We start from the raw sequence: 25530 nt of genomic DNA on the forward strand, positions 1-25530 counted from the left end.
CAAGCCCACTCCTACATGACCCCCCGTAGGAGCGGGCCTGCCCGCGAAGCGCTTGCAGCATGCAACAATGACCGCCGGTCCCTCGCTGCAGCCTCCGGTTGAAAAACGCCCGACCACCCCCATATGAGTTTCCATCAGGGCACTTTCGCCCCGCTGTGTGGAGACTCCCCCCTTGACCACCATCGTTTCAGTCCGCCGCCACGGCAAAGTCGTCATGGGCGGCGACGGCCAGGTTTCTCTCGGCAACACCGTGATGAAAGGCAACGCGAAAAAAGTCCGCCGCCTCTATCACGGCCAGGTCATCGCCGGCTTTGCCGGGGCCACCGCCGACGCCTTCACCCTGTTCGAGCGCTTTGAAGGCCAACTGGAGAAACACCAGGGCCATCTGGTCCGTGCCGCCGTAGAGCTGGCCAAGGAATGGCGCACCGATCGCTCCCTGAGCCGCCTGGAAGCCATGCTGGCCGTGGCCAACAAGGATGCGTCCTTGATCATCACCGGCAATGGCGACGTGGTTGAACCCGAGGACGGGCTGATCGCCATGGGTTCCGGTGGCGCCTATGCCCAGGCCGCTGCCAGCGCCCTGCTGAAAAAGACCGACCTGTCGGCCCGTGAAATCGTCGAGACCGCACTCGGCATCGCCGGCGACATCTGTGTATTCACCAACCACACTCAAACCATCGAGGAGCAGGATCTCGCGGAATAAGCCTGTTGCGGCGCTTGCGCCACGGCATTCATTCTTGCTTGAGGACCGCCAACTACTATGTCCATGACACCCCGCGAAATCGTCCACGAACTCAACCGCCATATCATCGGCCAGGACGATGCCAAGCGCGCCGTCGCTATCGCCCTGCGCAACCGCTGGCGCCGCATGCAACTGCCGGCCGAGCTGCGCGTTGAAGTGACCCCCAAGAACATCCTGATGATCGGCCCGACCGGCGTCGGCAAGACCGAGATCGCCCGCCGCCTGGCCAAGCTGGCCAATGCGCCCTTCATCAAGGTCGAGGCCACCAAGTTCACAGAAGTCGGCTATGTGGGCCGCGACGTTGAATCCATCATCCGCGACCTGGCCGACGCGGCGATCAAGATGTTCCGCGAACAGGAAATGATCCGGGTTCGCCATCGCGCCGAAGACGCCGCCGAAGAACGCATCCTCGATGCCCTGCTGCCCCAGGCACGCACCGGTTTCAACAGCGACGACGCGGCTCCGGCCCAAGACTCCAACACCCGCCAGCTGTTCCGCAAGCGCCTGCGCGAAGGCCAGCTGGATGACAAGGAAATCGAGATCGAAGTGGCGGAAGCTGCAGGCGTCGACATTTCCGCGCCACCGGGCATGGAAGAAATGACCAACCAGCTGCAGAGCCTGTTCGCCAACATGGGCAAGGGCAAGCGCAAGAACCGCAAGCTCAAGGTCAAGGAAGCGCTGAAGCTGGTACGCGACGAAGAAGCCAGCCGCCTGGTCAACGACGAAGAACTCAAGGCCAAGGCCCTGGAAGCCGTCGAGCAGCACGGCATCGTGTTCATCGACGAGATCGACAAGGTGGCCAAGCGCGGCAACGCCGGCGGTGTGGACGTCTCCCGCGAGGGCGTGCAGCGTGACCTGCTGCCGCTGATCGAAGGCTGCACCGTCAACACCAAGCTGGGCATGGTCAAGACCGACCACATCCTGTTCATTGCCTCCGGTGCCTTCCACCTGAGCAAGCCCAGCGACCTGGTACCGGAGCTGCAAGGCCGTCTGCCGATCCGCGTGGAACTCAAGGCGTTGTCGCCGCAAGACTTCGAGCGCATCCTCAGCGAGCCGCACGCTTCGCTGACCGAGCAATATCGCGAGCTGCTGAAGACCGAAGGCCTGAACATCGAGTTCCTGCCCGAAGGCATCAAGCGCCTGGCGGAAATCGCCTGGCAGGTCAACGAGAAGACCGAGAACATCGGTGCCCGTCGCCTGCACACCCTGCTCGAGCGCCTGCTGGAAGAGGTGTCGTTCAGTGCCGGTGACCTGGCCAGCGCCCACAGCGAAGAGCCGATCCGCATCGACGCCGCCTACGTCAACAGCCACCTGGGCGAATTGGCGCAGAACGAAGACCTTTCCCGTTATATCCTGTAAACCTTCGCCACCCATGCAGGGACTGGCTTGCCAGCGATAGGGCCTCCCCCGATCGCCGGCAAGCCGGCTCCTGCCGGAAGGACTACAGGTCATGAGCAAACTTCCCACCGGTATCAACCTGCACAAAGCCTCGAAAACCCTGACCCTGACTTACGGGCCGGACGAGGTCTATCACCTGCCTGCAGAACTCCTGCGGGTGCATTCCCCCTCCGCCGAGGTCCAGGGCCACGGCAAACCCATCCTGCAATTCGGCAAGCTCGGCGTCGGCCTGACCAAGGTTGAACCGGCGGGCCAGTACGCACTGAAATTGACCTTCGACGACGGTCATGACAGCGGATTGTTCACCTGGGACTACCTCTACCAACTGGCGCTGCGCCAGGACGAGCTGTGGAACGACTATCTGGCGGAGCTCAAGGCTGCCGGAAAATCCCGCGATCCGAACGAGTCCATCGTCAAGCTGATGCTCTAGCTCAAGGCTCCGATGGTTTAGAGGGCATTTTCTAATTTCATCTGTTTGAATGCTTGGCTGTATGGCCAATGAATGGCCTGCTTGCGGAAAAAATTAAACTCGGGTAACCAATGGAGCTGGCAAGTTCCCTGCAGAGCTTTAGGAACAAAAAAGCAGCGGTGCGCAATCAACGGTCACCCGAGCAGTAGTACCTGGCATCGTGCTGTGTGACTGCACAGCAGGTCCGGTACTCGTCTCAGGACAATGGAGCGTCGTAGATGAGTAACAAGAATAACGATGACCTGAAACGCCAAGCCTCGGAAAACACCCTGGGGCTCAATCCGGTCATTGGCTTGCGTAGAAAGGACCTGCTTACTTCCGCTCGAATGGTGCTTGCCCAGGCCATCAAACAACCCATCCACAGCGTCAAGCACGTCGCCCATTTCGGCATCGAACTTAAGAACGTGATGTTCGGCAAATCCACCCTGCAGCCGGAGAGCGACGACCGTCGCTTCAACGACCCCGCGTGGAGCCAGAACCCGTTGTACAAACGCTACCTGCAAACCTACCTGGCGTGGCGCAAGGAACTCCACGACTGGATCGACGACAGCAGCCTGTCCGAGCAGGACATCAGCCGCGGCCACTTCGTGATCAACCTGATGACCGAAGCCATGGCCCCGACCAACAGCGCGGCCAACCCCGCAGCGGTAAAGCGCTTCTTCGAAACCGGCGGCAAGAGCCTGCTGGACGGTCTGTCCCATCTGGCCAAGGACCTGGTGCACAACGGCGGCATGCCCAGCCAGGTCAACATGGACGCCTTCGAAGTGGGCAAGAACCTGGGCACCAGTGAAGGCGCGGTGGTGTTTCGCAATGACGTGCTGGAGCTGATCCAGTACCGGCCGATCACCGAGCAGGTGCATGAGCGCCCGCTGCTGGTGGTGCCACCGCAGATCAACAAGTTCTATGTCTTCGACCTCAGCCCGGACAAGAGCCTGGCGCGCTTCTGCCTGCGCAACAACGTGCAGACCTTTATCGTCAGCTGGCGCAACCCCACCAAGGCCCAGCGCGAATGGGGCCTGTCCACCTACATCGAAGCCCTGAAAGAAGCGGTCGACGTAGTGACCGCGATCACCGGCAGCAAGGACGTGAACATGCTCGGTGCCTGCTCCGGCGGCATCACCTGCACCGCGCTGCTGGGCCACTACGCGGCGCTGGGGCAGAAGAAGGTCAACGCCCTGACCCTGCTGGTCAGCGTACTGGACACCACCCTGGACACCCAGGTAGCGCTGTTCGTCGACGAGCAGACCCTGGAAGCGGCCAAGCGCCACTCCTATCAGGCCGGAGTCCTGGAAGGGCGCGACATGGCCAAGGTGTTCGCCTGGATGCGCCCCAACGACCTGATCTGGAACTACTGGGTCAACAACTACCTGCTGGGCAACGAGCCGCCGGTGTTCGACATCCTGTTCTGGAACAACGACACCACCCGCCTGCCTGCCGCCTTCCACGGCGACCTGATCGAAATGTTCAAGAACAACCCGCTGGTGCGCGCCAATGCACTGGAAGTGTGCGGCACGCCGATCGACCTCAAGCAGGTGACCGCCGATATCTTCTCCCTGGCCGGCACCAACGACCACATCACCCCGTGGAAGTCCTGCTACAAGTCGGCGCAGCTGTTTGGCGGCAACGTCGAGTTCGTGCTCTCCAGCAGCGGCCATATCCAGAGCATCCTCAACCCGCCTGGCAACCCCAAGGCGCGCTACATGACCAGCACCGACATTCCGGCCTGCCCCGACCAGTGGCAGGAAAACTCGATCAAGCACACCGATTCCTGGTGGCTGCATTGGCAGGCCTGGCAGGCGGAACGCTCAGGTGACCTGAAGCCGGCGCCCACCAGCCTGGGTAACAAGAAGTACGCAGCCGCCGAGGCGGCGCCCGGGACCTACGTCCACGAGCGCTGAGCCCCGGCCATCGACACGGCGGCGCCAGGAGGCTCCGCCAAGCCCTATTCTTGACAAGAGGCTCGGCCTCAGGAAATCCGCAGGACGCCCGGGATGGCGGCTGCGACGGTTTAATTCACAGGGCTACGGCATGCCACACTCATTCATATTCCGCACCGTCGACCTGGATGGCCAGACCATCCGCACCGCGGTACGCCCAGGCAAGCCGCACTTGACGCCGCTGCTGATCTTCAACGGCATCGGCGCCAACCTGGAGTTGGTGTTTCCCTTTGTCCAGGCCCTGGATCCGGACCTCGAGGTGATCGCCTTCGATGTCCCCGGTGTCGGCGGCTCCTCCACGCCGAGCCGGCCCTACCGCTTTCCCGGGCTGGCCAAGCTGACCGCGCGGATGCTCGACTACCTGGACTACGGCCAGGTCAATGCAGTGGGTGTGTCCTGGGGCGGCGCGCTGGCCCAGCAGTTCGCCTACGACTACCCCGAGCGCTGCAAGAAGCTGGTGCTGGCCGCCACCGCGGCCGGGGCGTTCATGGTCCCGGGCAAACCCAAGGTGCTGTGGATGATGGCCAGCCCACGGCGCTACGTGCAGCCCTCCCATGTGATGCGCATTGCGCCGCTGATCTATGGCGGCTCCTTCCGCCGCGACCCGAGCCTGGCAGCGGAACACGCAGCCAAGGTGCGCTCGGCCGGCAAGCTCGGCTATTACTGGCAGCTGTTCGCGGGCCTGGGCTGGACCAGCATTCACTGGCTGCACAAGATCCATCAGCCGACCCTGGTGCTGGCCGGCGATGACGACCCGCTGATTCCCCTGATCAACATGCGCATGCTGGCCTGGCGCATACCCAATGCCCAGTTGCACATCATCGATGATGGCCACCTGTTCCTGATCACCCGGGCCGAGGCCGTCGCCCCGATCATCATGAAGTTCCTCCAGGAAGAACGCCAAAGGGCGGTGATGCACCCGCATCCCGAACCTGTGCGCCCTACCAAGTAAAAGATACCTGTCGACAGGATCGTCGCGCGCAAGAAGGGCCAGGACCGACTATGTTGTCTGTCTTGGATTGGTCTGCTTGTTAGTGGTTTGACGAAGGAGTGTTGACTCATGCAAGACAAACCTGCGACGGGCTCATTGCCGTCACCCGCCGCGTATATCAATGCGCAGAGCGCGATCACCGGCCTGCGCGGCCGGGACCTGTTCTCCACCTTGCGCAGCCTGGCGGCCCACAGCCTGCGCAATCCGTTGCACAGTGCCCGGCATACCCTGGCCCTGGGCGGCCAGCTGGGGCGTGTGCTGCTGGGGGAAACCCTGCACAAGACCAACCCCAAGGACAACCGCTTCGCCGACCCGGCCTGGAGCCTCAACCCCTTCTACCGGCGCGGCCTGCAGGCCTACCTGAGCTGGCAGAAGCAGGTGCGCCACTGGATCGACGACAGCGGCATGAGCGAGGACGACCGGGCGCGGGCACACTTTGCCTTTTCCCTGCTCAATGATGCCGTTGCGCCTTCCAATACCCTGCTCAACCCCCTGGCCCTCAAGGAGATCTTCAACACCGGGGGCAACAGCGTGGTGCGGGGCATCGGCAACCTGCTGGATGACCTGCTGCACAACAACGGGTTACCCAGCCAGGTGACCAAGCACGCCTTCGAGGTGGGCAAGAACCTGGCGGTCACCCCGGGCTCAGTGGTGTTTCGCAATGAATTGCTGGAGCTGATCCAGTACAGCCCCATGAGCGAAAAACAGTACGCCAAGCCGCTGCTGATCGTGCCGCCGCAAATCAACAAGTACTACATTTTCGACCTGAGCCCGACCAACAGCTTCGTCCAGTACGCGCTGAAAAACGGCCTGCAGGTGTTCATGGTCAGCTGGCGCAACCCGGATGTGCGGCACCGCGAGTGGGGCCTGTCGACCTACGTCGAGGCGGCCGAAGAAGCGCTGAACGTCACCCGGGCGATTACCGGCAGTCGCGAAGTCAACCTGGTGGGAGCCTGTGCCGGAGGGCTGACCATCGCTGCCCTGCAAGGCCATCTGCAGGCCAAGCGCCAGCTGCGCCGGGTATCCAGCGCGACCTACATGGTGAGCCTGCTGGACAGCCAGATGGACAGCCCGGCAACGCTGTTCGCCGACGAGAAGACCCTCGAAGCGGCCAAGCGTCGCTCCTATCAGCAAGGGGTACTGGACGGTCGCGACATGGCCAAGGTGTTCGCCTGGATGCGCCCCAACGACCTGATCTGGAACTACTGGGTCAACAACTACCTGCTGGGCAAGGAGCCGCCGGTCTTCGACATTCTCTACTGGAACAACGACAGCACCCGGCTGCCGGCCGCACTGCACGGCGATCTGCTGGACTTCTTCAAGCACAACCCCCTGAGCCATGTCGGCGGGCTGGAAGTCTGCGGCACGCCGATCGATTTGCAGAAGGTCACGGTGGACAGCTTCAGCGTGGCCGGGATCAACGACCACATCACGCCCTGGGACGCGGTCTACCGTTCGACCCTGCTGCTGGGCGGCGAACGGCGCTTCGTGCTGTCCAACAGCGGCCACGTGCAGAGCATCCTCAACCCGCCGAGCAATCCCAAGGCCAACTACGTGGAGAACCGCAAGCTCAGCAGCGACCCGCGGGCCTGGTACTACGACGCCGAGCATGTGGACGGCAGCTGGTGGAGCCAGTGGCTGACCTGGGTCCAGGAGCGCTCGGGGGCGCAGCGGGAAACCCTCACCACCCTGGGCAACCAGAACTATCCGCCGATGGAGGCTGCGCCCGGCACCTACGTGCGCGTGCGCTGAAGACACTTTGCACCACGGTTCCACGCCGGAGCCGTGCCCCTTCAATGGACCGACAAGAAGTCAGGATGAAGACCCGCGACCGGATACTCGAATGTGCCCTGCAACTGTTCAATCAAAAGGGCGAGCCCAATGTCTCCACCATGGAGGTGGCCAATGAAATGGGGATCAGCCCCGGCAACCTCTACTACCACTTCCATGGCAAGGAGCCGCTGGTGCTCGGCCTGTTCGAGCGCTTTCAGAACGAACTGACGCCGTTGCTGGACCCACCGTCCGACGTCCAGCTGGCGGCGGAAGACTACTGGCTGTTCCTGCATCTGATCGTCGAGCGCCTGGCCCACTACCGCTTTCTGTTTCAGGACCTGTCCAACCTGGCCGGGCGCCTGCCAAAACTGGCCAAGGGCATTCGCAACCTGCTCAATGCCTTGAAACGCACCCTGGCCTCGTTGCTGGCCCGGCTCAAGGCTCAGGGGCAACTGGTCAGCGGCACCCAGGCCCTGGGGCAGCTGGTGGAACAGATCACCATGACCCTGCTGTTCTCTCTGGATTACCAGCGGATTCTCGATCGCGAAGGCGAAGTCCGGCTGGTGGTCTACCAGATCATGATGCTGGTGGCGCCACACCTGCTGCCGCCGGCAAAGATGGCCACCGAACAGATGGCGCTGCGCTACCTGGATGAGCAGGGCTAGAACGCCTCAATAAAAAACGCCCGGCCTTCCCAGGCCGGGCGTTTTTTTGTTCCTGATGGGATCAGGACTGGCTGCTTGGCGTCGCTGGAGCTGGCGCGGCAGTCGGGGTTGCAGCCGGGCTCGGGGCTGCGGCGGAGTTCGCCGAGCTGGCCGGGGCCGGGGCTGCAGGCTTGGCCGCAACAGCGGGCTTGGCTGCTGGTTTGGCCGCTGGCTTGGCAGCCACAGGCTTCTTGGCCACAGGCTTTTTCGCCACTGCAGGCTTGGCGGCCGGTTTGGCCGCTGGCTTGGCCGCTGCGGTTTTCGCCGCGGGCTTGGCTGCTGGCTTGGCCGCTACAGGCTTGGCAGCCGGTTTGGCCGCTGGTTTGGCGGCTGCGGTTTTCGCGGCCGGCTTGGCTGCGGGTTTAGCGGCGGCCTTGGCGACAGGCTTAGCGGCAGGCTTGGCCAGAGGCTTGGCTGCGGGTTTTGCAGCAGGTTTGGCAGCCGCAGTTTTGGCTGCAACCGGCGCAACCTTGGCACCTGTGAGTTTTTCAATCTGCTTGGTCAGGGTATCGACCTTGTCGTGCAGGGCCTTGACTTCGTTGCGGCTAGGCACGCCCAGACGCGAGATGGCGCTGTTCAAGCGCTTGTCGAAAGCGCCTTCCAGTTCATCCCACTTACCCAGGGCGCGATCCTTGACGTCGCTGATACGCGACTTGGCCGAAGTTGCGGAATCTTTGGCCGCATCAACTTTCTTGCCGACTACGCTCTTAGTCAGTTTCTCGGCTTTCTCACCATCTTTGACCAATGTCTCGAAAAGCTTGCTGCCGTCAGAGTCGATTTTCGAGTACACGCCTAAACCAGCAAGCCAAATTTTACGGGAGTACTCTTCGACTTTCCCGATCCACGAGCTGCCTTCTTTTTCAGTATTCTTTTTACCAGCCATCCCGTTCTCCTTAATGTTTACGCGCGACACGTTCGAGCAACGCCGTCAGCTCATCGAGCTTAGCAGAGAGTGTCTCAACGTCATGTTTAGACGGAATGCCGATACGATTCAAGGCACTGGCGACGCGCGTGTCAAAAGCCTTCTCGACCTTGTCCAGTTGCACTTCGACTTTGCCTTTAAGAGTGCTGACATCCCCTTTAACGCCATCTATCTGACTGTTGGCTGCTTCAAGTTGTTCAGTGACAACTTTTTTGCCTTTCTTTTCAACGGATTGACCAGCCTTGATCAACTCCTGGAAGTACTCGCTGCCTTCCTGACCGACTTTGGCGTAGGCCCCCAGGCCTGCCAGCCAGATCTTGCGGGCATAGGATTTGACTTCACTCAGAGCAGTCGATTGGGCATCAACTTTTTTCTTCAGAATTACTTTGGCCATGGTGCACCTCACGCGCAGAAGGTTTGAGGAACTGCCCTCGGAAAGAGGACCTGAGGCACAACCTAGAGAGAAAAATTAGAATCGGCACCCTAACGACTGTCATGAATTCATGTAGGAGCCGGTTCAGACCAGAGCCTTGTCCAGAGCCTTTTCGATTTCCGACTTGATGGTGCCGCTCATGGCCGACATCAACATCCCCAGTTCCACGTCGATGCGGATCGACTCTTCACCCACATGCACCGCGCCTTTGACGCCCGAGCGCTTGAGGTTCAGGGTATCGCCTGCCCACTGCGGCTCCAGGCCATATTGATCGGCGAGTTTCTGCGCCAGTTTGTCGGCCTTTTCACGGGCTGCCTGCTTGCCCAGGCCATGGGCACGTTCAACACTAATACGGGCCATTGAAGGTCTCCTGCTGTTTCGGGACTTGCCTGAAGCATCTTGACCCTGCGTGCGTCAAAACGTCCCGGCGGATCGCTATCTTACATTCAGCCTTGCCAAGACAAAGACCGCCACCGGCATTAGAATGTCCCGCATTCTCTTTTGGTGACAGCGATATGACTGATCAGCGCAAAGGCAGCGATGCCGAACCCACCACTCACTTCGGCTTCAAGAATGTTCCTGAAAGCCAGAAAGCGGAAAAAGTCGCTGAGGTGTTCCACTCGGTAGCGGCCAAGTACGACTTGATGAACGACGTGCTGTCCGGTGGCATGCACCGCCTGTGGAAACGCTTCACGATCGAGCTGTCCGGCGTGCGCGCCGGCAATCGCGTACTGGACATCGCCGGCGGCACGGGTGACTTGACCAGGCGTTTCTCCCACCTGGTGGGCCCGACCGGCCAAGTGGTACTGGCCGACATCAACGAATCCATGCTCAAGGTCGGTCGTGACCGCCTGCTGGACCTGGGTGTGGCCGGCAACGTCGAGTTCGTCCAGGCCGATGCGGAAAAACTGCCGTTCCCGGACAACCATTTCGACTGCGTGACCATTGCCTTCGGCCTGCGCAACGTGACCCACAAGGAAGACGCCCTGCGCTCCATGCTGCGGGTGCTCAAGCCCGGCGGTCGCCTGCTGGTGCTGGAGTTCTCCAAGCCCACCAACGCGCTGATGTCCAAGGTCTACGACGCCTACTCGTTCGCCTTCATGCCCCTGGCCGGCAAGCTGATCACCAACGACTCGGAAAGCTACCGCTACCTGGCCGAATCGATCCGCATGCACCCCAACCAGGAAACCCTGAAGTCGATGATGGTCGAGGCCGGTTTCGACCGCGTGACCTATCACAACATGACCGCAGGCATCGTCGCCCTGCACCGCGGCATCAAGCCCTGATGTTGCTCAGCGGCCTGCTCGCCAGCGTCGAGACCGGCATCAATCGGGTGCTGCGTCTGGACAGCACGGCGCTGCCGCGCCTGCAGCACCTCAATGGCAAGGTGATCGCCGTGGAATGCCGCAACCCGGCGCTGCAGCTGTTCATCCTGCCCAGCGATGAAGGCCTGATGCTCGCCAGCCAGTGGGCCGCGGACCCGGACTGCACCCTGCGCGCACCGGCCTCGAGCCTGCTGCGCCTGGCCCTGAGCAAGGACAAGACCGCGGTCCTGCACGGCCCCGAAGTGGAGCTGGAAGGCGATAGCGGCGTGCTGCTGGACCTGGCAGCAACCCTTCAGGACCTGGAGCTGGACTGGGAATACGAACTCTCGCGCTGGCTGGGCCCCGTGGCCACCCAGCTGTTCAGTGGCCATGTGCGCAGCCGCGCCCGCTGGTATCAGCAAGGATTTGCCAGCCTCAACCAGAACCTCGCCGAATTCCTCGCCGAAGAATCGCGGACCCTGGTGGGTCAACGCGAAGCCGAAGCGCGCTTTCGTGAGCTGGATCAGGCCAAACTCGACCTGGAACGTCTCGAGGCGCGCTTGGAGCGCCTTTCCCGATCCCTTGACCCAAGCGATAACGCATGAAGCTGCTTGCCGTCCGCCGTCTGTTGCGCATCCAGCGCGTCGTGATCCGCTACCGCCTCGATGACCTGCTGTTCGACCTGCCCCTGCCCTGGTTCCTCCTGGCCCTGCGCTTCGCCCTGCCCTGGCGCTGGTTCCCGCGCAAGCCGCTGGACCTGAGCCGCGGTGCACGCCTGCGCCTGGCGTTGCAGGACCTGGGGCCGATCTTCATCAAGTTCGGGCAGATCCTCTCGACCCGCCGCGACCTGCTGCCGGAAGACATCGCCGACGAGCTGATGCTGCTGCAGGACCGGGTGCCGCCGTTCGACTCGCAAAAGTCCGTGGCCCTGATCGAAGCGCAGCTGGGCAAGAAGATCAGCGACGTGTTCAGCCGCTTCGACATCGAGCCCCTGGCGTCGGCGTCGGTGGCCCAGGTGCACGCCGCCAAGCTCAAGACCGGCGAAGAAGTGGTGGTCAAGGTGATCCGCCCCGGGCTCAAGCCGATCATCGCCCAGGACCTGGCGTGGCTGTTCATCCTCGCCCGGGCCGCGGAAAAGCTCTCCGCCGACGCGCGCCTGCTGCACCCGGTGGACGTGGTCAGCGACTACGAAAAAACCATCTACGACGAGCTCGACCTGCTGCGCGAGGCGGCCAACGCCAGCCAGCTCAAGCGCAACTTCGAAGGCTCGCCGCTGCTCTATGTACCCCAGGTCTACTGGGACTGGTGCCGGCCCAAAGTGCTGGTGATGGAGCGCATCTACGGCATTCAGGTCACCGACCTGGCCACCCTGGCCGACCAGCGTACCGACATGAAGATGCTCGCCGAGCGTGGCGTGGAGATCTTCTTCACCCAGGTGTTCCGCGACAGCTTCTTCCACGCCGACATGCACCCGGGCAACATCTTCGTCAGCACCGTGCAGCCCTGGAGCCCGCAGTACATCGCCATCGACTGCGGCATCGTCGGCAGCCTGACCCCGGAAGACCAGGACTACCTGGCCCGCAACCTGTTTGCCTTCTTCAAGCGCGACTACCGCCGCGTGGCCCAGTTGCACATTGATTCCGGCTGGGTCCCGGCGGAAACCAAGCTCAACGAATTCGAGGCGGCGATCCGCACCGTGTGCGAGCCGATCTTCGAAAAACCGCTGAAGGACATTTCCTTCGGCCAGGTGCTGATGCGCCTGTTCCAGACCGCCCGGCGCTTCAACATGGAAGTGCAGCCGCAGCTGGTGCTGTTGCAAAAGACCCTGCTCAACATCGAGGGCCTGGGCCGCCAGCTGTACCCGGACCTGGACCTGTGGAACACCGCGCAACCCTTCCTCGAACGCTGGATGCGCGAGCGGGTCAGCCCCAAGACCGTGCTCGGCAATATCCACAGCCAGATCGAACAGTTGCCGCACCTGGCCAACATGACCCGCGACCTGCTGGAGCGCATGTCGCAGCCCCATGCCGCCGATCCGCCGGCGCCCTGGCACAAGCGCAAGGACGACTGGTTCCTGCGCCTGCTGGGCACTGCCCACCTGGGCGGTGGCGCGGTCCTGGCCGCCGGCGGTCCATTGCATGAGCTGGGGCACTGGCCTGCTGGCATCATGATTGCGGTCGGTTTGTATCTGATCGTTCGCCGATAGCCAGTGGCGCGACCTGCTGGCAAACTGTCGAAATCGCCGAGGCGTCACCAGCGGGTTGAGCCCGGTTGTCGGAGTCGAAAATGAAAGATTGGCTGGACCAGATCAAATGGGATGCGGACGGCCTGGTGCCGGCCATCGCCCAGGATCACAAGACCGGGCGCGTACTGATGATGGCCTGGATGAACCGCGAGGCCCTGAGCCTGACCGCTGCCGAGAATCGCGCCATCTACTGGTCACGTTCCCGTGGCAAGCTGTGGCGCAAGGGCGAAGAATCCGGGCACGTGCAAAAGCTTCATGAAATGCGCCTGGACTGCGACGCCGATGTGATCATCCTGATGGTTGAGCAGATCGGCGACATCGCCTGCCATACCGGCCGCCACAGCTGTTTCTACCGCGTCTATGAAGATGGCGAGTGGAAAACCGTCGAACCGGTCCTCAAGGACCCGCACGCGATCTATTCTGCAGGACACTGACATGAGCGATACCCTCACCCGTCTGGCCCAGGTGCTGGAAGAGCGTAAAGACGCCGCAGCCGACAGCTCCTACGTCGCCAGCCTGTACCACAAGGGCCTGAACAAGATTCTGGAAAAAGTCGGCGAAGAATCGGTGGAAACCATCATCGCCGCCAAGGACGCTGCCATCAGCGGCGACTGCAGCGATGTGATCTACGAAACCGCGGACCTGTGGTTCCACACCCTGGTCATGCTGGCGCAGCTGGGGCAGCATCCCCAGGCCGTGCTCGATGAGCTGGACCGCCGCTTCGGTTTGTCCGGACACGCCGAGAAAGCCTCGCGTCCGTCCGCCTGAACAACTTTCTAAGAGGAAACGCAGCATGGGCATTTTTGACTGGAAACACTGGATCGTCATCCTGGTGGTCGTGGTACTGGTATTCGGCACCAAGAAGCTCAAGAACCTGGGCACCGACGTCGGCGAATCGATCAAGGGCTTTCGCAAGGCCATGAATGACGACGAAAAGCCTGCCGAACCCGTGGTCCCGCCAGCGGCGCAGCCTGTGCCACCGGTTCAGCCGCAGCAGAGCGCGCCGTTGAACCAGCCGCACACCATCGATGTGCAGGCGCAGAAAGTCGAAGAGCCGACCCGCAAAGACTCGTGAGCACTGACTAATGTTTGGTATCAGCTTCTCTGAACTGCTGCTGGTGGGCCTGGTGGCCCTGCTGGTGCTCGGCCCCGAGCGCCTGCCCGGCGCTGCGCGCACCGCCGGCCTGTGGGTCGGGCGCCTCAAGCGCAGCTTCAACGCGATAAAACAGGAAGTTGAACGTGAAATCGGTGCCGACGAGATCCGCCGGCAACTGCACAACGAGCACATTCTGTCCCTGGAGCAGGAAGCGCGGAAAATCCTCGCCCCGACCCAGCAGCAACCGACTCCGGTAGAGCCTGTGGCCGAGCAGACGATTCACGCGCCAGGCGCCGCTACGGTCGCCGAAGCGCCGCCAGCCAGCGAAGTGCCCGCGCCTCTGCCATCGACACCAGCACCGGCACCGACCGCAGAGCCCGCAGCCCCAGTGGCAACACCCGCCACCACGGCCCCCCACGACTCCACCTTGCCGCCGCGAGCACCATGAGCGATATCCCAGAGAACGACCAACACATGCCGCTGGTGTCGCACCTCACCGAGCTGCGCACCCGCCTGCTGCGCTGCGTAGCGGCGATCTTCATCATCTTCGCCGGGCTGTTCGCCTTCACCCAGCAGATCTACACCATCGTCTCCACACCGCTGCGCCAGTACCTGCCGGTCGGCGCGACGATGATCGCCACCGACGTCGCCTCGCCGTTCCTGACGCCGCTGAAGCTGACCATGATGGTCTCGCTGTTCCTGGCAATCCCGGTGATCCTGCACCAGATCTGGGGCTTTATCGCCCCCGGCCTGTACAAGCATGAAAAGCGCATTGCCGTGCCCTTGCTGGTGTCGAGCATCCTGCTGTTCTACATCGGCATGGCGTTCGCCTACTTCCTGGTGTTCCCGCTGATCTTCAAGTTCTTCGCCGCCGCCACCCCGGCCGGCGTGGAGATGATGACCGATATCACCAGCTACCTCGATTTCGTCATGACCCTGTTCTTCGCCTTCGGCGTGGCCTTCGAGATCCCGGTGGCCGTGGTCCTGCTGGTGTGGATAGGCGTGGTCAACGTGGCGTACCTGCGCAAGATCCGCCCTTACGTGATCATCGGCTGCTTCGTGGTGGGCATGATCCTCACCCCGCCGGACATTTTCTCCCAGACCCTGCTGGCCGTGCCCATGTGGCTGCTGTTCGAGATCGGCGTGCTGTTCGGCGGGCTGATCAGCAAGCGTGGCGAGCACCCGGACGATGCACCGGCCGACGACCACAACGACCAGCCGCCAGCGACTCAAGCGTGAACCTGCTGCTTCTGGAAGAGGCCGACTTCATTGCGGCCGACCGCGTAGTGCTGCGCGACCGACGCCTGACCCACATGCAGGATGTGCATCGGGTGGCGGTCGGCGACAGCCTGCGGGTCGGGCGCATTGGCGGCTTGATGGGCAGTGCCCAGGTACTGCGCCTGGAGCCTGCTGAAGCCGAACTGCAAGTGACCCTCGATCAGCCGCCACCGGCCAAGCTGCCGTTGACCCTGGTGCTGGCCCTGCCGCGCCCGAAAATGCTTCGCCGGGTGTTCCAGACCATAGCGACCATGGGCGTGCCGCGGCTGGTGCTGGTGAACAGCTACCGGGTAGAAAAGAGCTTCTGGCAGACCCCGTTCCTGGAACCCGAAACGATTCGCGAACACCTGGTGCTCGGCCTGGAACAGGCCCGTGACACCGTGCTGCCCGACGTCCTGATCGAAAAACGCTTCAAGCCCTTCGTCGAAGACCGCCTGCCGGCCCTCAGCGCTGGCACCCTGGGGCTGGTGGGCCACCCTGGCCCATATCCGCCCTGCCCTCGCGAGCTGGACCAGGCCGTCACCCTGGCCATTGGCCCGGAAGGCGGCTGGATACCCTACGAGATCGATCTTCTGGGCAAGGCCGGCCTGCAACCGGTGCAACTGGGCGAACGCATCCTGCGGGTCGAAACCGCGGTCACCGCACTGCTTTCGCGCCTGTTCTGAGCCCCCATGTGCGTGCTGGCCAAGTGGCCAGCCGGACCTCACGGTCGTAATGGCAACTAGCCAGTCAAGCTACAGAATCCCCCACTCCCGCCGATAGCCTATGGTTAAGCGCACATTGCTAAAAGGGAGTTCGCAGAATGTACCGTTGGCTAGCCAGAAACCTGGGAAACGTAAGCGTCAGCCTCAAGCTGGGTATCGGCTTCGGCCTGGTACTGCTCCTGACCCTGCTGATCACCGCCACCGGCTGGACCGGCCTGGGCCGGGTGATCGACCGGGGCGACAAACTGGGCAATATTTCCGTTATCTACGCCCTGACCAAGGACCTGCGCATCGCCCGCCTCAACTACGAGATGAGCCGCGGTGAACACGGCCCGGCCGCGGTCAACGACTTCCTCAAGCAACTCAACGACGGCCTGCAGGACGCTCGCGCGCAACTGCAGCAACCGGAAAGCATCACCATGGTCGACCAGCAACTGGACGCCGTGGCCGAATACCAGAAGGCCTTTGCCGACATGACTCGCGCCACCGCCAACCGCGAGGCCGCGAGGTCCCAGCTTGGCGCCACCGCGGACAATGCCGTGGCCCGGGTCGCGGAGGTTGAGAACTCACTGCTGCAAGGCGACAGCGTGGCGCAGTTCAATAGCGTGATCGACCTGTCCAAGCTGATCCAGCAGGCACGCTTCCAGGTACGCGGCTACACCTACAGCGCCAAGCCCGAGGCCAAGCAGCCGGCGCTGGACGCCATCGACAACGCCCTGAACAACCTCTCCAGCCTGCCTTCGCGCCTGCCCGAGCAGCACGTTGCCAACCTGCAACAGGCCAGCGACTCGCTGAAGGCCTACCGGATGGCCGTCAGCGCCTACAGCGACGCCGAAGAAGCCAGCGCGGCTGCGCTCAAGCGCATGGCCGCCCAGGGCGACCGGCTGATGGACCTGAGCAAGCAGCTGACCGTGGCCCAGACCACCAAGCGTGACAGCGACGCCGCGCAGGCCAAGAGCACCCTGCTGATCGCCACCTTGCTGGCCATGCTGTTCGGCCTGATCGCCGCCTGGGCCATCACCCGGCAGATCACCCAGCCGCTGCAGCAGACCCTCAAGGCCGCCGAGCGCGTGGCTTCCGGGGACCTGAGCCAGAACCTCGCCGTGGAGCGCCGCGACGAACTGGGCCAACTGCAGAAAGCCATGCAGCGCATGACGGTGAGCCTGCGGGAACTGATCGGCGGCATCAGCGACGGGGTGACCCAGATCGCCAGCGCCGCCGAGCAACTGTCCGCGGTGACCGAGCAGACCAGCGCCGGGGTCAACAGCCAGAAAGTCGAGACCGACCAGGTGGCCACGGCCATGAACGAAATGGCCGCCACCGTGCAGGAAGTGGCGCGCAACGCCGAGGAGGCCTCCGAGGCCGCTGTGGCGGCCGACCAGCAGGCCCGCGAGGGTGACCGGGTGGTGAACGAAGCCATCGCCCAGATCGAGCGCCTGGCCAGCGAGGTGGGCCATTCCACCGAGGCCATGGGCCATCTCAAGCAGGAAAGCGACAAGATCGGCAGCGTCCTGGATGTGATCAAGTCGGTGGCCCAGCAGACCAACCTGCTGGCCCTGAACGCCGCCATCGAGGCCGCCCGGGCCGGTGAAGCCGGGCGGGGTTTTGCCGTGGTGGCGGATGAAGTACGCAGCCTGGCGCAACGTACCCAGCAATCCACCGAAGAAATCGCTGAACTCATCGTTGGCCTGCAAAGCGGCACCCAGCAGGTGGCCAGCACCCTGGATACCAGCCGCAGCCTGACCGACAGCAGTGTCGAGCTGACACGCCGGGCTGGTGGTTCCCTGGAAAACATCACCCGTACCGTGTCGGCGATCCAGGCGATGAACCAGCAGATCGCCGCGGCAGCAGAGCAGCAGAGCGCGGTGGCGGAAGAGATCAACCGCAGCGTGTTGAATGTGCGGGATGTGTCTGAACAGACGTCATCGGCCAGCGAGGAAACCGCCGCGTCCAGCGCCGAGCTGGCGCGGCTGGGGATTCACCTGCAAAGCCTGGTGGGGCGTTTCCGGGTCTGAGCCGCTTCGCCGGCAAGCCGGCTCCTACCGGGAAATGCAGGAGCCGGCCTTACAGCACCTGGCGCAGGAAAGCCTGGGCCCGCGGGTCTTGCGGCGCGTCGAAGAACACCTGCGGCGCCGCGTCTTCCAGCAGTTTGCCGTGATCGAAGAACAGCACCCGATCCGCCACTTCCCGGGCAAAGCCCATTTCGTGGGTCACGCAGACCATGGTCATGCCTTCCAGGGCCAGGGTCTTCATCACATCCAGCACCTCGCCGACCATTTCCGGGTCCAGGGCCGAGGTCGGCTCGTCGAACAGCATCACCTTGGGTTCCATGGCCAGGGCCCGGGCGATGGCCACACGCTGCTGCTGGCCACCGGAAAGCCGCGAAGGAAACTCGTGGGCCTTCTGGGCGATCCCGACCTTTTCCAGCAACGCCAGGGCCTTGGCCTCGCGCTCCTGCTTGCCGCGCTTGCGTACCACCTTCTGCGCCAGGCAGAGGTTTTCCAGCACGGTCATGTGCGGGAACAGGTTGAAGTGCTGGAACACCATGCCGACTTCCCGGCGGTAGGCGTTCACATCGGTCCTCGGGTCGGCCAGTTGCAGGCCGTCGATGCTCACCGAGCCGGAATCGAACTCTTCAAGGCCATTGAGGCAACGCAGGAAGGTCGACTTGCCGGAGCCGGACGGGCCGATCACCACCAGCACCTCGCCCTTGGCCACCTGGGTGGTGACGTTATCCACCGCGCGCACCACCTGGCCGCGGGTGTCGAAGACTTTTACCAGATCGCGGACTTCAATCACTTTGCGCGAGCCTCCGCTCAAGCCGGCTGGCCATCTTCGACAGCGGCAGGTTGATCAACAAATACAGGCCTGCCACGCAGAACAGGATCTCGAATGGCGAGAACGACGTGGTGATGACCTCCCGGCCGCTCTTGAGCAGTTCGGTAATGGCGATCACCGACACCAGGGAGGTGTCCTTGACCAGGCTGATGAACTGCCCGGCCAGCGGCGGCAGCACCCGCTTGAAGGCCTGGGGCAGCACCACATGGCGCATCGACTGGCCGGCGCTGAGCCCCAGGGAGCGAGCGGCTTCGTTCTGCCCGCGGGCGATGGACTGCACCCCGGCGCGAACGATTTCCGCCACATAGGCCCCGGTAAACAGCGACAGCGCGGCGATCCCGGCGAACTCCCGGGACAGATTGAGCACCGTGCCGATAAAGAAATAGAAGATGAAGATCTGCACCAGCAGCGGCGTGCCTCGCACCAGTTCGACATAGATCGTCGACAGGTCGCGCAGGGTCGGGTTGCTGGACAACCGGCACAGGCCGGTACCCAGGCCGATCAGCAGCCCCAGCACGCCGGACACCACCGACAGCCACAAGGTGGTCCACAGGCCCCACAACAGCGGGCCCGCGGCCCAGTGCCGGGTCACGCCGATGACATCGCCTTCGGCCACGTCATCGCCGCTAGCCACCTGCAAGCTGCTTTCATCGACGCTCAGATGCTGCTCGGCACCCGAGTCACCGCGCAGCGTGACTTGTGCCTTGCCGCCCTGGCGCACCACCTCGGCGACGGTGGAGATTTCCGCCGCCCGCTGGGACTCTTCGGCCTGATAGGCGAAGTACTGGGGGACACGGTTCCAGCGCCACTCGTAGGACATCAACGAGGTGGCGTAGTACAGCGCGCCAGCCAGACCGATCAGCACCAGCACGGTCAGCACGTGCCAGGGCCATTGGGCTTTCTTGTGTTTGTTCACTTTGCAGGTTCCAGCGGTTTGCAGCGGGGAGGTTCGGCAGAGCCCGGGTGGGCATTGTCGCGAGCAGGCTCGCTCCTACAAAAACGCTATGCGCCCTGTAGGAGCGAGCTTGCTCGCGATCAACCAGAAGTCAGTTGCCTGACACCTATTCCATGTCCTTGAGCCACTCGGTGCTCTTGAACCACTTGTCATGGATGCGATCGTAGGTGCCGTCTTCGTGGATCTGGTGCAGGAAGTTGTTGATGAAGTTGATGCTGTCGTAATCGCCCTTCTTCAAACCGAAGGCCAGGGGCTCGTAGGTGAACGGCTTGTCGAGGAATACCAGCTTGCCATTGCCCACTTTGTTGACGGCCACCACGTTGTACGGGGCGTCGTAGATGAAGGCGTCGGCCTTGCCGTTGACCACGTCCAGCACCGCTTCCTGCTCGTTATCGTAGCCGTGGTACTTGGCCTTGGCGATCAGCTTCTTGGCGACCATCTCACCGGTGGTGCCCAGCTTGGAGGTGATGCGGTAGTCGGCGCTGTTCAGGTCCTTGTAGGACTTGATGGTGCCTTCCAGGTCCTTGCGGATCAGCAGGGTCTGGCCGACCACGATGAAGGGTTCGCTGAAGTTCAGGCGCAGGTTGCGTTCCTGGGTCAGGGTCATGCCGCTGCCGATCATGTCGAACTTGTCGGTCAGCAGGGCCGGGATGATGCCGTCGTAGCCAGTGGAAACCATCTCCAGCTTGACCCCCATGGACTTGGCCATGGCCTTGAGCAGGTCGACTTCGAAACCGATGATTTCGCCACGCTTGTTGGTCATCTCGAACGGCATGTAGGTCGGGTCCATGCCGACTTTCAGCGTGCCGCGCTTGACCGCGTCGTCGATAGCGCCGGCCTGGGCCGTGTTGACCGCCAGCAGGGCCGCGGCACCCGCCAGCAGCAGCGAAAGATACTTCTTCATCTCAAGTCCCCTGAAGCCATTTTATTGTGGTGTCTGCGCACGGCGGTCATCTGCTTGAGTGCTTCGAATGGCAGGCCGTTGTCGATTGCGCGCAGAAATTTGCGGGTGCGATGCTAACGCACTCGGCCATTTGCACAAGGATTTTTGTTGTTTCAGGGGGAGCGACCGGTGGCCGCTGCCACAGCCTCCGGCAAGGCGTAGGCGGCCATTGGCGCCATAAAGCAAAACGCCCTTGAGCAAGAGCTCAAGGGCGTTGGCTTCAGGCCGGTTGCGGCACCGCGTTCAACGGCTGCAACGGCAGCAGCGGTGCATGGGGATCGGCATCCACCGACTGGCGCCAGGCGCTCAGCCATTCGCTGTGCCCCTCGCTCCAGACCTGCTCGTGCAGGCGCCCCAGGGCTACCGGGTCGCTCAACAGCGCCAGCCGCTCGCTGTTGTTCAGGGCCGCCGGGCCGACTTTCAGGGCATGCCGTACACGCTCCTGGCGCAGCCACTCGATGGGCTCGGCCTGGGTGTGGCGCGAGGTCGCCAGGGCACAGGCCAGGGCGTTCTGCTGCGGATCCACCACGGCCCGGACAAAGCCGTCGTTGAGCGCATGCCAGCGGTTTTCATGGGTGTACTGGTCGGTTGCCAGCAGCGCCTGTGGCGGAGCGTATTCCTCGGGGATCAGGAACAGGCTTTCGTCACGGGACTTCAGGCCCAGGCCCACGCGGCTGGAGATCACCGACACCGGGATCGACAGCATCAACGAACCGACGATCGGTACCAGCCACCAGAGGAAGCTCGGGTTCAACCAGATCACCAGCAGCGCCCAGCAGAAGCCCAGCAGGGTCTGCGGACCGTGGCGCTTGACCGCTTCACTCCACGGCGTGGAGTCGTCGTCACGCTGTGGCGAGTTCCAGGTCGCGGCCCAGCCCAGGAACGCGGCCAGTACGAAACGGGTGTGGAAAATCATCCGCACCGGCGCCAGCAGCATGGAGAACAGCATCTCCAGGAGCATCGACAGGGTCACCTTGAACTTGCCACCGAACTCTTTCGCACCCTTGGCCCAGATCAGGATGATGCTCAAGAGCTTGGGCAGGAACAGCAGCACGATGGTGGTGGAGAACAGCGCGATGGCCTTGTCCGGGTGCCACTGCGGCCACAGCGGATACAGCTGCCGCGGCTCGAGGAAGTACTGCGGCTCCATCAGGGTGTTGACCGCCAGCAGGGCCGTGGACAGCACCAGGAAGAAGAACCACAGCGGCGCCGACAGGTAGGACATCACCCCGGTGAGGAACACCGCGCGGTGCACCGGGTGCATGCCCTTGACCAGGAACAGGCGGAAGTTCATCAGGTTGCCGTGGCACCAGCGCCGGTCACGCTTGAGTTCGTCCAGCAGGTTCGGCGGCAGCTCTTCGTAGCTGCCCGGCAGGTCGTAGGCAATCCACACGCCCCAGCCGGCACGGCGCATCAGCGCTGCTTCGACGAAGTCGTGGGAGAGGATCGCACCGGCGAAGGCACCCTTGCCCGGCAACGGCGCCAGGGCACAGTGCTCGATGAACGGCTGCATGCGGATGATCGCGTTGTGCCCCCAGTAGTGGGATTCCCCCAACTGCCAGAAGTGCAGGCCGGCGGTGAACAGCGGGCCGTAGACCCGGGTGGCGAACTGCTGCATGCGCGCATACAGGGTGTCCATGCCCGAGGCCCGTGGCGCGGTCTGGATGATCCCCGCGTCCGGCGTGGCTTCCATCAGGCGTACCAGGCTGGTCAGGCATTCGCCGCTCATCACGCTGTCAGCGTCGAGCACGACCATGTACTTGTAGTCACCGCCCCAGCGACGGCAGAAGTCGTCGAGGTTGCCGCTCTTGCGCTTCACTCGGCGGCGACGGCGGCGATAGAAGATCTTGCCGAAGCCCTTGGCTTCGCGGCAGACATCCAGCCAGGCCTGCTGCTCGGCCACGCAGATATCGCTGTCGTTGCTGTCGCTGAGGACGAAGAAGTCGAAGCGGTCCAGGTCACCGGTGGCCGCCACCGACTCGAAGGTCGCGCGCAGGCCGGCAAACACCCGGGGCACGTCTTCGTTGCAGATCGGCATCACCAGTGCGGTGCGCGCATCCTTGGGAATCGGCTCGTTGCCGGCGCTGGCCCCGGAGATGCGGTACTTGTCGTGGCCGGTCAGCAGTTCCAGGAAGCCCATCAGCGCGGTCCAGAAACCTGCCGAGACCCAGCAGAACAGGATCCCGAACAGAATCAGGATGCTGGTCTGCAGGGCATAGGGCAGCACTTGCTGGGCGGTCTGCATCAGCGGCTGGTGCATGACCTCTTCCAGGTCGACGAAGGACCAGCCCTGGTACGGCATGATGCCTTTCATGTACCAGCCGGCGACGATGGTCTGGCCGAGCATCAGCACCAGCAGGATGTAGCGGCGGATCGAACCGACGGTACGCCAGCGAGCGGCCGGCAGTACCCGTTCGTCCTTCTTCGGCGCTGGCGGGTTGGTACGCCCGGTCAGGCGCCGCCAGCCGCGCACCAGGATATTGGTGCGCCACGGCTCCGGGACCACCTTGGTGCGGCGGATCGGCGGCGTGGCCTTGAGGCAGACCCGGCCCTCGGCGTCCACCGCGAGCATTTCCGCTTCTTCCAGCTCAGCGGCGGTGCTCAGTGTCAGGCGCTGGCCCACCGAGGCCTGGGCGGCATCGGTGGGGCCATCGAAGGTGCCGGACGACAGGCGTTGGTGCAATTCGCTGAAGGACTGGCAGCCCGCGAGTTCCGCGCGCTGCTGGTCCGACATCGGCAAATGCGCCAGGTACTCGGCAAGAGACTCTGGCTGTAGTTGAGAGTTACTCATCGGCAGGCAACTGATAGCTCCAGGTCTCGGTCAGGACTTGCTCCGTTTTAACCGGTTCCGGTGTGGCTGGGGCCGCGTCCGCAGCAGCAGGCTGCTTGGCGTCTTTGTGGTCCTTGTCCTTGGCGTTCTTGGCGTCTTTAGCCTCTTTGCCCGGCTGGGCTTGCGCCTGCTTGGCGGCTGCCGCTGCGGCTTCCTTCTCTTTCTTCTCCTGCTGCTTGGCGGCGATCTTGTCGGCCTTGGCGATGGAGGAGTTGGAGTTCGGCGTCGAGGCCTTGGCCGGCTCGGGCTGCGCAATGTCGCGGACCAGAGCGGCACGCATCTCGGTGGACTTGCTCGCGTCCTTGATCTTCATCCGCAGGGTCAGGCGCCAGCCCTTGGTTTCCGGGTTGTAGCGAACGCTGTTTTCCACCAGCTCGGCGTTGTCACCCACGCTGACCTGGCTGCGAACGTCGGCGTTTTCCGGCAATGCCGCCAGGGACGGGCCTTCGAAGTCCACCAGGTAGGCCACGCTGCCGTCGGGCTGACGGATCAGGTTGGACTGCTTGACGTCACCGGTGGAGCGCAGGGTCTGCTGTACCCAGGCGCTGTCAGGGGAATGCAGGGCGGCTTCGTCGATGGTCCAGTGCAGGCGATAGGCGAAATCCAGCGGCTGGCCTGGCTCAGGCTGCTTTTCCGGGTTCCAGAACGCCACGATGTTGTCGTTGGTTTCGTCCGCGGTCGGGATCTCTACCAGGTCGACGGTGCCCTTGCCCCAGTCGCCCTTGGGCTCGATCCAGGCGCTTGGGCGCTTGTCGTAGCGGTCGTCGAGGTCTTCATAGTGGCTGAAGTCGCGGCCACGCTGGAGCAGGCCGAAACCACGCGGGTTCTCCACCGAGAAGTTGCTCACGGCCAGATGTTTCGGGTTGTTCAGCGGGCGCCAGATCCATTCGCCATTGCCGGCGTGGATCGACAGGCCGCTGGAGTCGTGCAGTTCGCGACGGTAGTTGAGGACCTTCGACGGCTGGTTGGCGCCGAACAGGTACATGCTGGTCAGCGGGGCCAGGCCCAGCTTGCCGACCTTGTCACGCAGGAACACCCGGGCCTTGACGTCGACAATGGTGTCGGCGCCCGGCCGCAGGGTCAGGCGATAGGCGCCGGTGGCCCGTGGCGAATCCAGCAGGGCGTAGATCACCAGGTGCTTGTCGGTAGCCTTGGGCTGCTGGATCCAGAACTCGCTGAAACGCGGGAATTCCTCGCCGGATGGCAGGGCGGTGTCGATTGCCAGGCCCCGGGCGGACAGGCCATAGGTATGGCCCTTGCCAACGACGCGGAAATAGCTCGCGCCGAGCATGGTCATGATCTCGTCTTGCTTGTCAGCCTTGTTGATCGGGTACAGCACGCGGAAACCGGCGTAGCCGAGCTTCTCGGTGGCCTTGGGGTCGAACTTCACGTCGCCGAAATCGAAACGGTTCGGGTCGTACTTGATCTCGGTAACGGTGTTGGCGCTGATCTCGTTGATCTTCACCGGCGTGTCGAAGTGCATGCCCTGGTGGTAGAACGACAGCTTGAACGGGGTCTTCTGGTCGGCCCATTCGGCTTTTTCGGTGAGGAAGCGGATTTTCTGGTAATCCGCGAACTTCATCTCACGGAACTCGTTCGGCAGGTTACTGCGCGGGGCCTCGTACTTCTGCCCGGCCAGGTCCTTGGCCTTGACCGATACATCATCCAGATTGAATGCCATGAGTTGACCGGCGCCGAGCAGGCAGACCAGCGCAGAGCCCGTCACCAGTGCGTTTCGTAACCGTTTGGCAAACAAGTTTGGTGCATTACAGGGACTAACAATCACGAGCAACCCTCGCCGAAAACAGATCAAAAAACCAACGGCCAGCTATCTATATGCCAGGTTGGCGAGCATTGTTCCGACTCCGATGGGGCTAAATGATTCCCCAAACGGCCGTGGACAAGTCTCTACTTAAGTCAAAATGGACCAACGAACGCTGATCCCCGTAGCGCGCGATTATCTAGTAG

At 63.0% G+C, this 25530-nt stretch carries 25 protein-coding genes; 17 read left to right on the top strand and 8 right to left on the bottom strand.

The genetic code is table 11. The features are described from left to right. Window positions 1-172 precede the first annotated feature (172 nt). From hslV to BLS75_RS26430, 7 genes are all read left to right on the top strand, one after another. Window positions 173-703 (top strand): ATP-dependent protease subunit HslV, encoded by a 531-nt coding sequence (gene hslV, locus BLS75_RS26400; protein WP_003186641.1) that lies wholly within the window; start codon window positions 173-175, stop codon window positions 701-703. Window positions 704-760: 57 nt separating this feature from the next. Continuing rightward, window positions 761-2101 carry an ATP-dependent protease ATPase subunit HslU gene (gene hslU / locus BLS75_RS26405; protein WP_011058811.1) on the top strand — a complete coding sequence of 447 codons (1341 nt, stop codon included), beginning with the start codon at window positions 761-763 and terminating at the stop codon, window positions 2099-2101. A gap of 91 nt (window positions 2102-2192) precedes the next feature. Beyond that, the gene (locus BLS75_RS26410; RefSeq protein WP_011058810.1) at window positions 2193-2570 is read left to right on the top strand and encodes a gamma-butyrobetaine hydroxylase family protein; all 378 of its coding nucleotides are present in this window, start codon (window positions 2193-2195) and stop codon (window positions 2568-2570) included. 257 nt (window positions 2571-2827) lie between these two features. Further along, entirely contained in the window at window positions 2828-4507 is a 1680-nt protein-coding gene (phaC, locus tag BLS75_RS26415; RefSeq protein ID WP_011058809.1) for a class II poly(R)-hydroxyalkanoic acid synthase, read from the top strand. 130 nt (window positions 4508-4637) lie between these two features. Next, on the top strand, window positions 4638-5498 hold the full coding sequence (phaZ, locus tag BLS75_RS26420) for a poly(3-hydroxyalkanoate) depolymerase (RefSeq protein ID WP_011058808.1): 861 nt from the start codon (window positions 4638-4640) through the stop codon (window positions 5496-5498). Between the two features lie 108 nt (window positions 5499-5606). Continuing rightward, a complete protein-coding gene (gene phaC / locus BLS75_RS26425) occupies window positions 5607-7289 on the top strand; it encodes a class II poly(R)-hydroxyalkanoic acid synthase (RefSeq protein ID WP_011058807.1) in 1683 nt (560 codons plus the stop codon). A gap of 65 nt (window positions 7290-7354) precedes the next feature. Continuing rightward, entirely contained in the window at window positions 7355-7975 is a 621-nt protein-coding gene (locus BLS75_RS26430) for a TetR/AcrR family transcriptional regulator (protein ID WP_011058806.1), read from the top strand. A 61-nt stretch (window positions 7976-8036) separates the two neighbouring features. On the opposite strand, the gene BLS75_RS26435 is transcribed toward BLS75_RS26430, so the two are convergent. The 3 genes from BLS75_RS26435 to BLS75_RS26445 form a co-directional block, all read right to left on the bottom strand. Further along, on the bottom strand, window positions 8037-8897 hold the full coding sequence (locus BLS75_RS26435; RefSeq protein ID WP_072452089.1) for a phasin family protein: 861 nt from the start codon (window positions 8895-8897) through the stop codon (window positions 8037-8039). Between the two features lie 10 nt (window positions 8898-8907). Next, on the bottom strand, window positions 8908-9330 hold the full coding sequence (locus tag BLS75_RS26440; RefSeq protein ID WP_011058804.1) for a phasin family protein: 423 nt from the start codon (window positions 9328-9330) through the stop codon (window positions 8908-8910). Between the two features lie 123 nt (window positions 9331-9453). Continuing rightward, the gene (locus BLS75_RS26445) at window positions 9454-9729 is read right to left on the bottom strand and encodes a polyhydroxyalkanoic acid system family protein (protein ID WP_011058803.1); all 276 of its coding nucleotides are present in this window, start codon (window positions 9727-9729) and stop codon (window positions 9454-9456) included. 155 nt (window positions 9730-9884) lie between these two features. On the opposite strand from BLS75_RS26445, the gene ubiE reads away from it, so the two are divergent. The 10 genes from ubiE to BLS75_RS26495 all read left to right on the top strand — a co-directional run bounded on the left by ubiE (window position 9885) and on the right by BLS75_RS26495 (window position 18011). Further along, window positions 9885-10655 carry a bifunctional demethylmenaquinone methyltransferase/2-methoxy-6-polyprenyl-1,4-benzoquinol methylase UbiE gene (gene ubiE / locus BLS75_RS26450; protein WP_053148653.1) on the top strand — a complete coding sequence of 257 codons (771 nt, stop codon included), beginning with the start codon at window positions 9885-9887 and terminating at the stop codon, window positions 10653-10655. Continuing rightward, the gene (locus tag BLS75_RS26455) at window positions 10655-11278 is read left to right on the top strand and encodes a ubiquinone biosynthesis accessory factor UbiJ (protein WP_015633857.1); all 624 of its coding nucleotides are present in this window, start codon (window positions 10655-10657) and stop codon (window positions 11276-11278) included. Before ubiE ends, BLS75_RS26455 begins: the two co-directional genes overlap by 1 nt. Further along, on the top strand, window positions 11275-12879 hold the full coding sequence (gene ubiB / locus BLS75_RS26460; RefSeq protein WP_041115324.1) for a ubiquinone biosynthesis regulatory protein kinase UbiB: 1605 nt from the start codon (window positions 11275-11277) through the stop codon (window positions 12877-12879). The genes BLS75_RS26455 and ubiB overlap by 4 nt, the downstream gene beginning before the upstream one ends. A gap of 80 nt (window positions 12880-12959) precedes the next feature. After that, the gene (gene hisI / locus BLS75_RS26465; protein WP_011058799.1) at window positions 12960-13352 is read left to right on the top strand and encodes a phosphoribosyl-AMP cyclohydrolase; all 393 of its coding nucleotides are present in this window, start codon (window positions 12960-12962) and stop codon (window positions 13350-13352) included. 1 nt (window position 13353) lies between these two features. Continuing rightward, a complete protein-coding gene (locus BLS75_RS26470; RefSeq protein WP_011058798.1) occupies window positions 13354-13686 on the top strand; it encodes a phosphoribosyl-ATP diphosphatase in 333 nt (110 codons plus the stop codon). A gap of 25 nt (window positions 13687-13711) precedes the next feature. Continuing rightward, window positions 13712-13993 (top strand): twin-arginine translocase TatA/TatE family subunit, encoded by a 282-nt coding sequence (locus BLS75_RS26475; RefSeq protein ID WP_011058797.1) that lies wholly within the window; start codon window positions 13712-13714, stop codon window positions 13991-13993. A 10-nt stretch (window positions 13994-14003) separates the two neighbouring features. Further along, window positions 14004-14462: a Sec-independent protein translocase protein TatB gene (gene tatB / locus BLS75_RS26480; RefSeq protein WP_011058796.1), complete on the top strand. Its 459-nt coding sequence runs from the start codon at window positions 14004-14006 to the stop codon at window positions 14460-14462. Next, window positions 14459-15253, top strand: a complete 795-nt coding sequence (gene tatC / locus BLS75_RS26485) for a twin-arginine translocase subunit TatC (RefSeq protein WP_065364834.1) — start codon at window positions 14459-14461, stop codon at window positions 15251-15253. Before tatB ends, tatC begins: the two co-directional genes overlap by 4 nt. Continuing rightward, window positions 15250-15957 carry a 16S rRNA (uracil(1498)-N(3))-methyltransferase gene (locus BLS75_RS26490; protein ID WP_072452090.1) on the top strand — a complete coding sequence of 236 codons (708 nt, stop codon included), beginning with the start codon at window positions 15250-15252 and terminating at the stop codon, window positions 15955-15957. The genes tatC and BLS75_RS26490 overlap by 4 nt, the downstream gene beginning before the upstream one ends. Window positions 15958-16094: 137 nt before the next feature. After that, on the top strand, window positions 16095-18011 hold the full coding sequence (locus BLS75_RS26495) for a methyl-accepting chemotaxis protein (RefSeq protein ID WP_072452091.1): 1917 nt from the start codon (window positions 16095-16097) through the stop codon (window positions 18009-18011). A gap of 49 nt (window positions 18012-18060) precedes the next feature. Here the strand turns inward: BLS75_RS26495 and BLS75_RS26500 are convergent, their stop codons facing one another. From BLS75_RS26500 to BLS75_RS26520, 5 genes are all read right to left on the bottom strand, one after another. Then, on the bottom strand, window positions 18061-18795 hold the full coding sequence (locus tag BLS75_RS26500) for an amino acid ABC transporter ATP-binding protein (RefSeq protein ID WP_011058792.1): 735 nt from the start codon (window positions 18793-18795) through the stop codon (window positions 18061-18063). Continuing rightward, a complete protein-coding gene (locus BLS75_RS26505; RefSeq protein WP_011058791.1) occupies window positions 18788-19750 on the bottom strand; it encodes an amino acid ABC transporter permease in 963 nt (320 codons plus the stop codon). The genes BLS75_RS26500 and BLS75_RS26505 overlap by 8 nt, the downstream gene beginning before the upstream one ends. Before the next feature lie 145 nt (window positions 19751-19895). Next, entirely contained in the window at window positions 19896-20693 is a 798-nt protein-coding gene (locus BLS75_RS26510) for a transporter substrate-binding domain-containing protein (RefSeq protein ID WP_019095754.1), read from the bottom strand. 259 nt (window positions 20694-20952) lie between these two features. Beyond that, window positions 20953-23523, bottom strand: a complete 2571-nt coding sequence (gene mdoH / locus BLS75_RS26515; protein ID WP_072452092.1) for a glucans biosynthesis glucosyltransferase MdoH — start codon at window positions 23521-23523, stop codon at window positions 20953-20955. Next, entirely contained in the window at window positions 23516-25348 is a 1833-nt protein-coding gene (locus BLS75_RS26520) for a glucan biosynthesis protein G (RefSeq protein WP_011058788.1), read from the bottom strand. The genes mdoH and BLS75_RS26520 overlap by 8 nt, the downstream gene beginning before the upstream one ends. Window positions 25349-25530: the final 182 nt, after the last annotated feature.

Origin of the sequence: Pseudomonas sp. NFPP12, from assembly GCF_900103205.1 — a bacterium.
GTDB lineage: Bacteria > Pseudomonadota > Gammaproteobacteria > Pseudomonadales > Pseudomonadaceae > Aquipseudomonas > Aquipseudomonas protegens.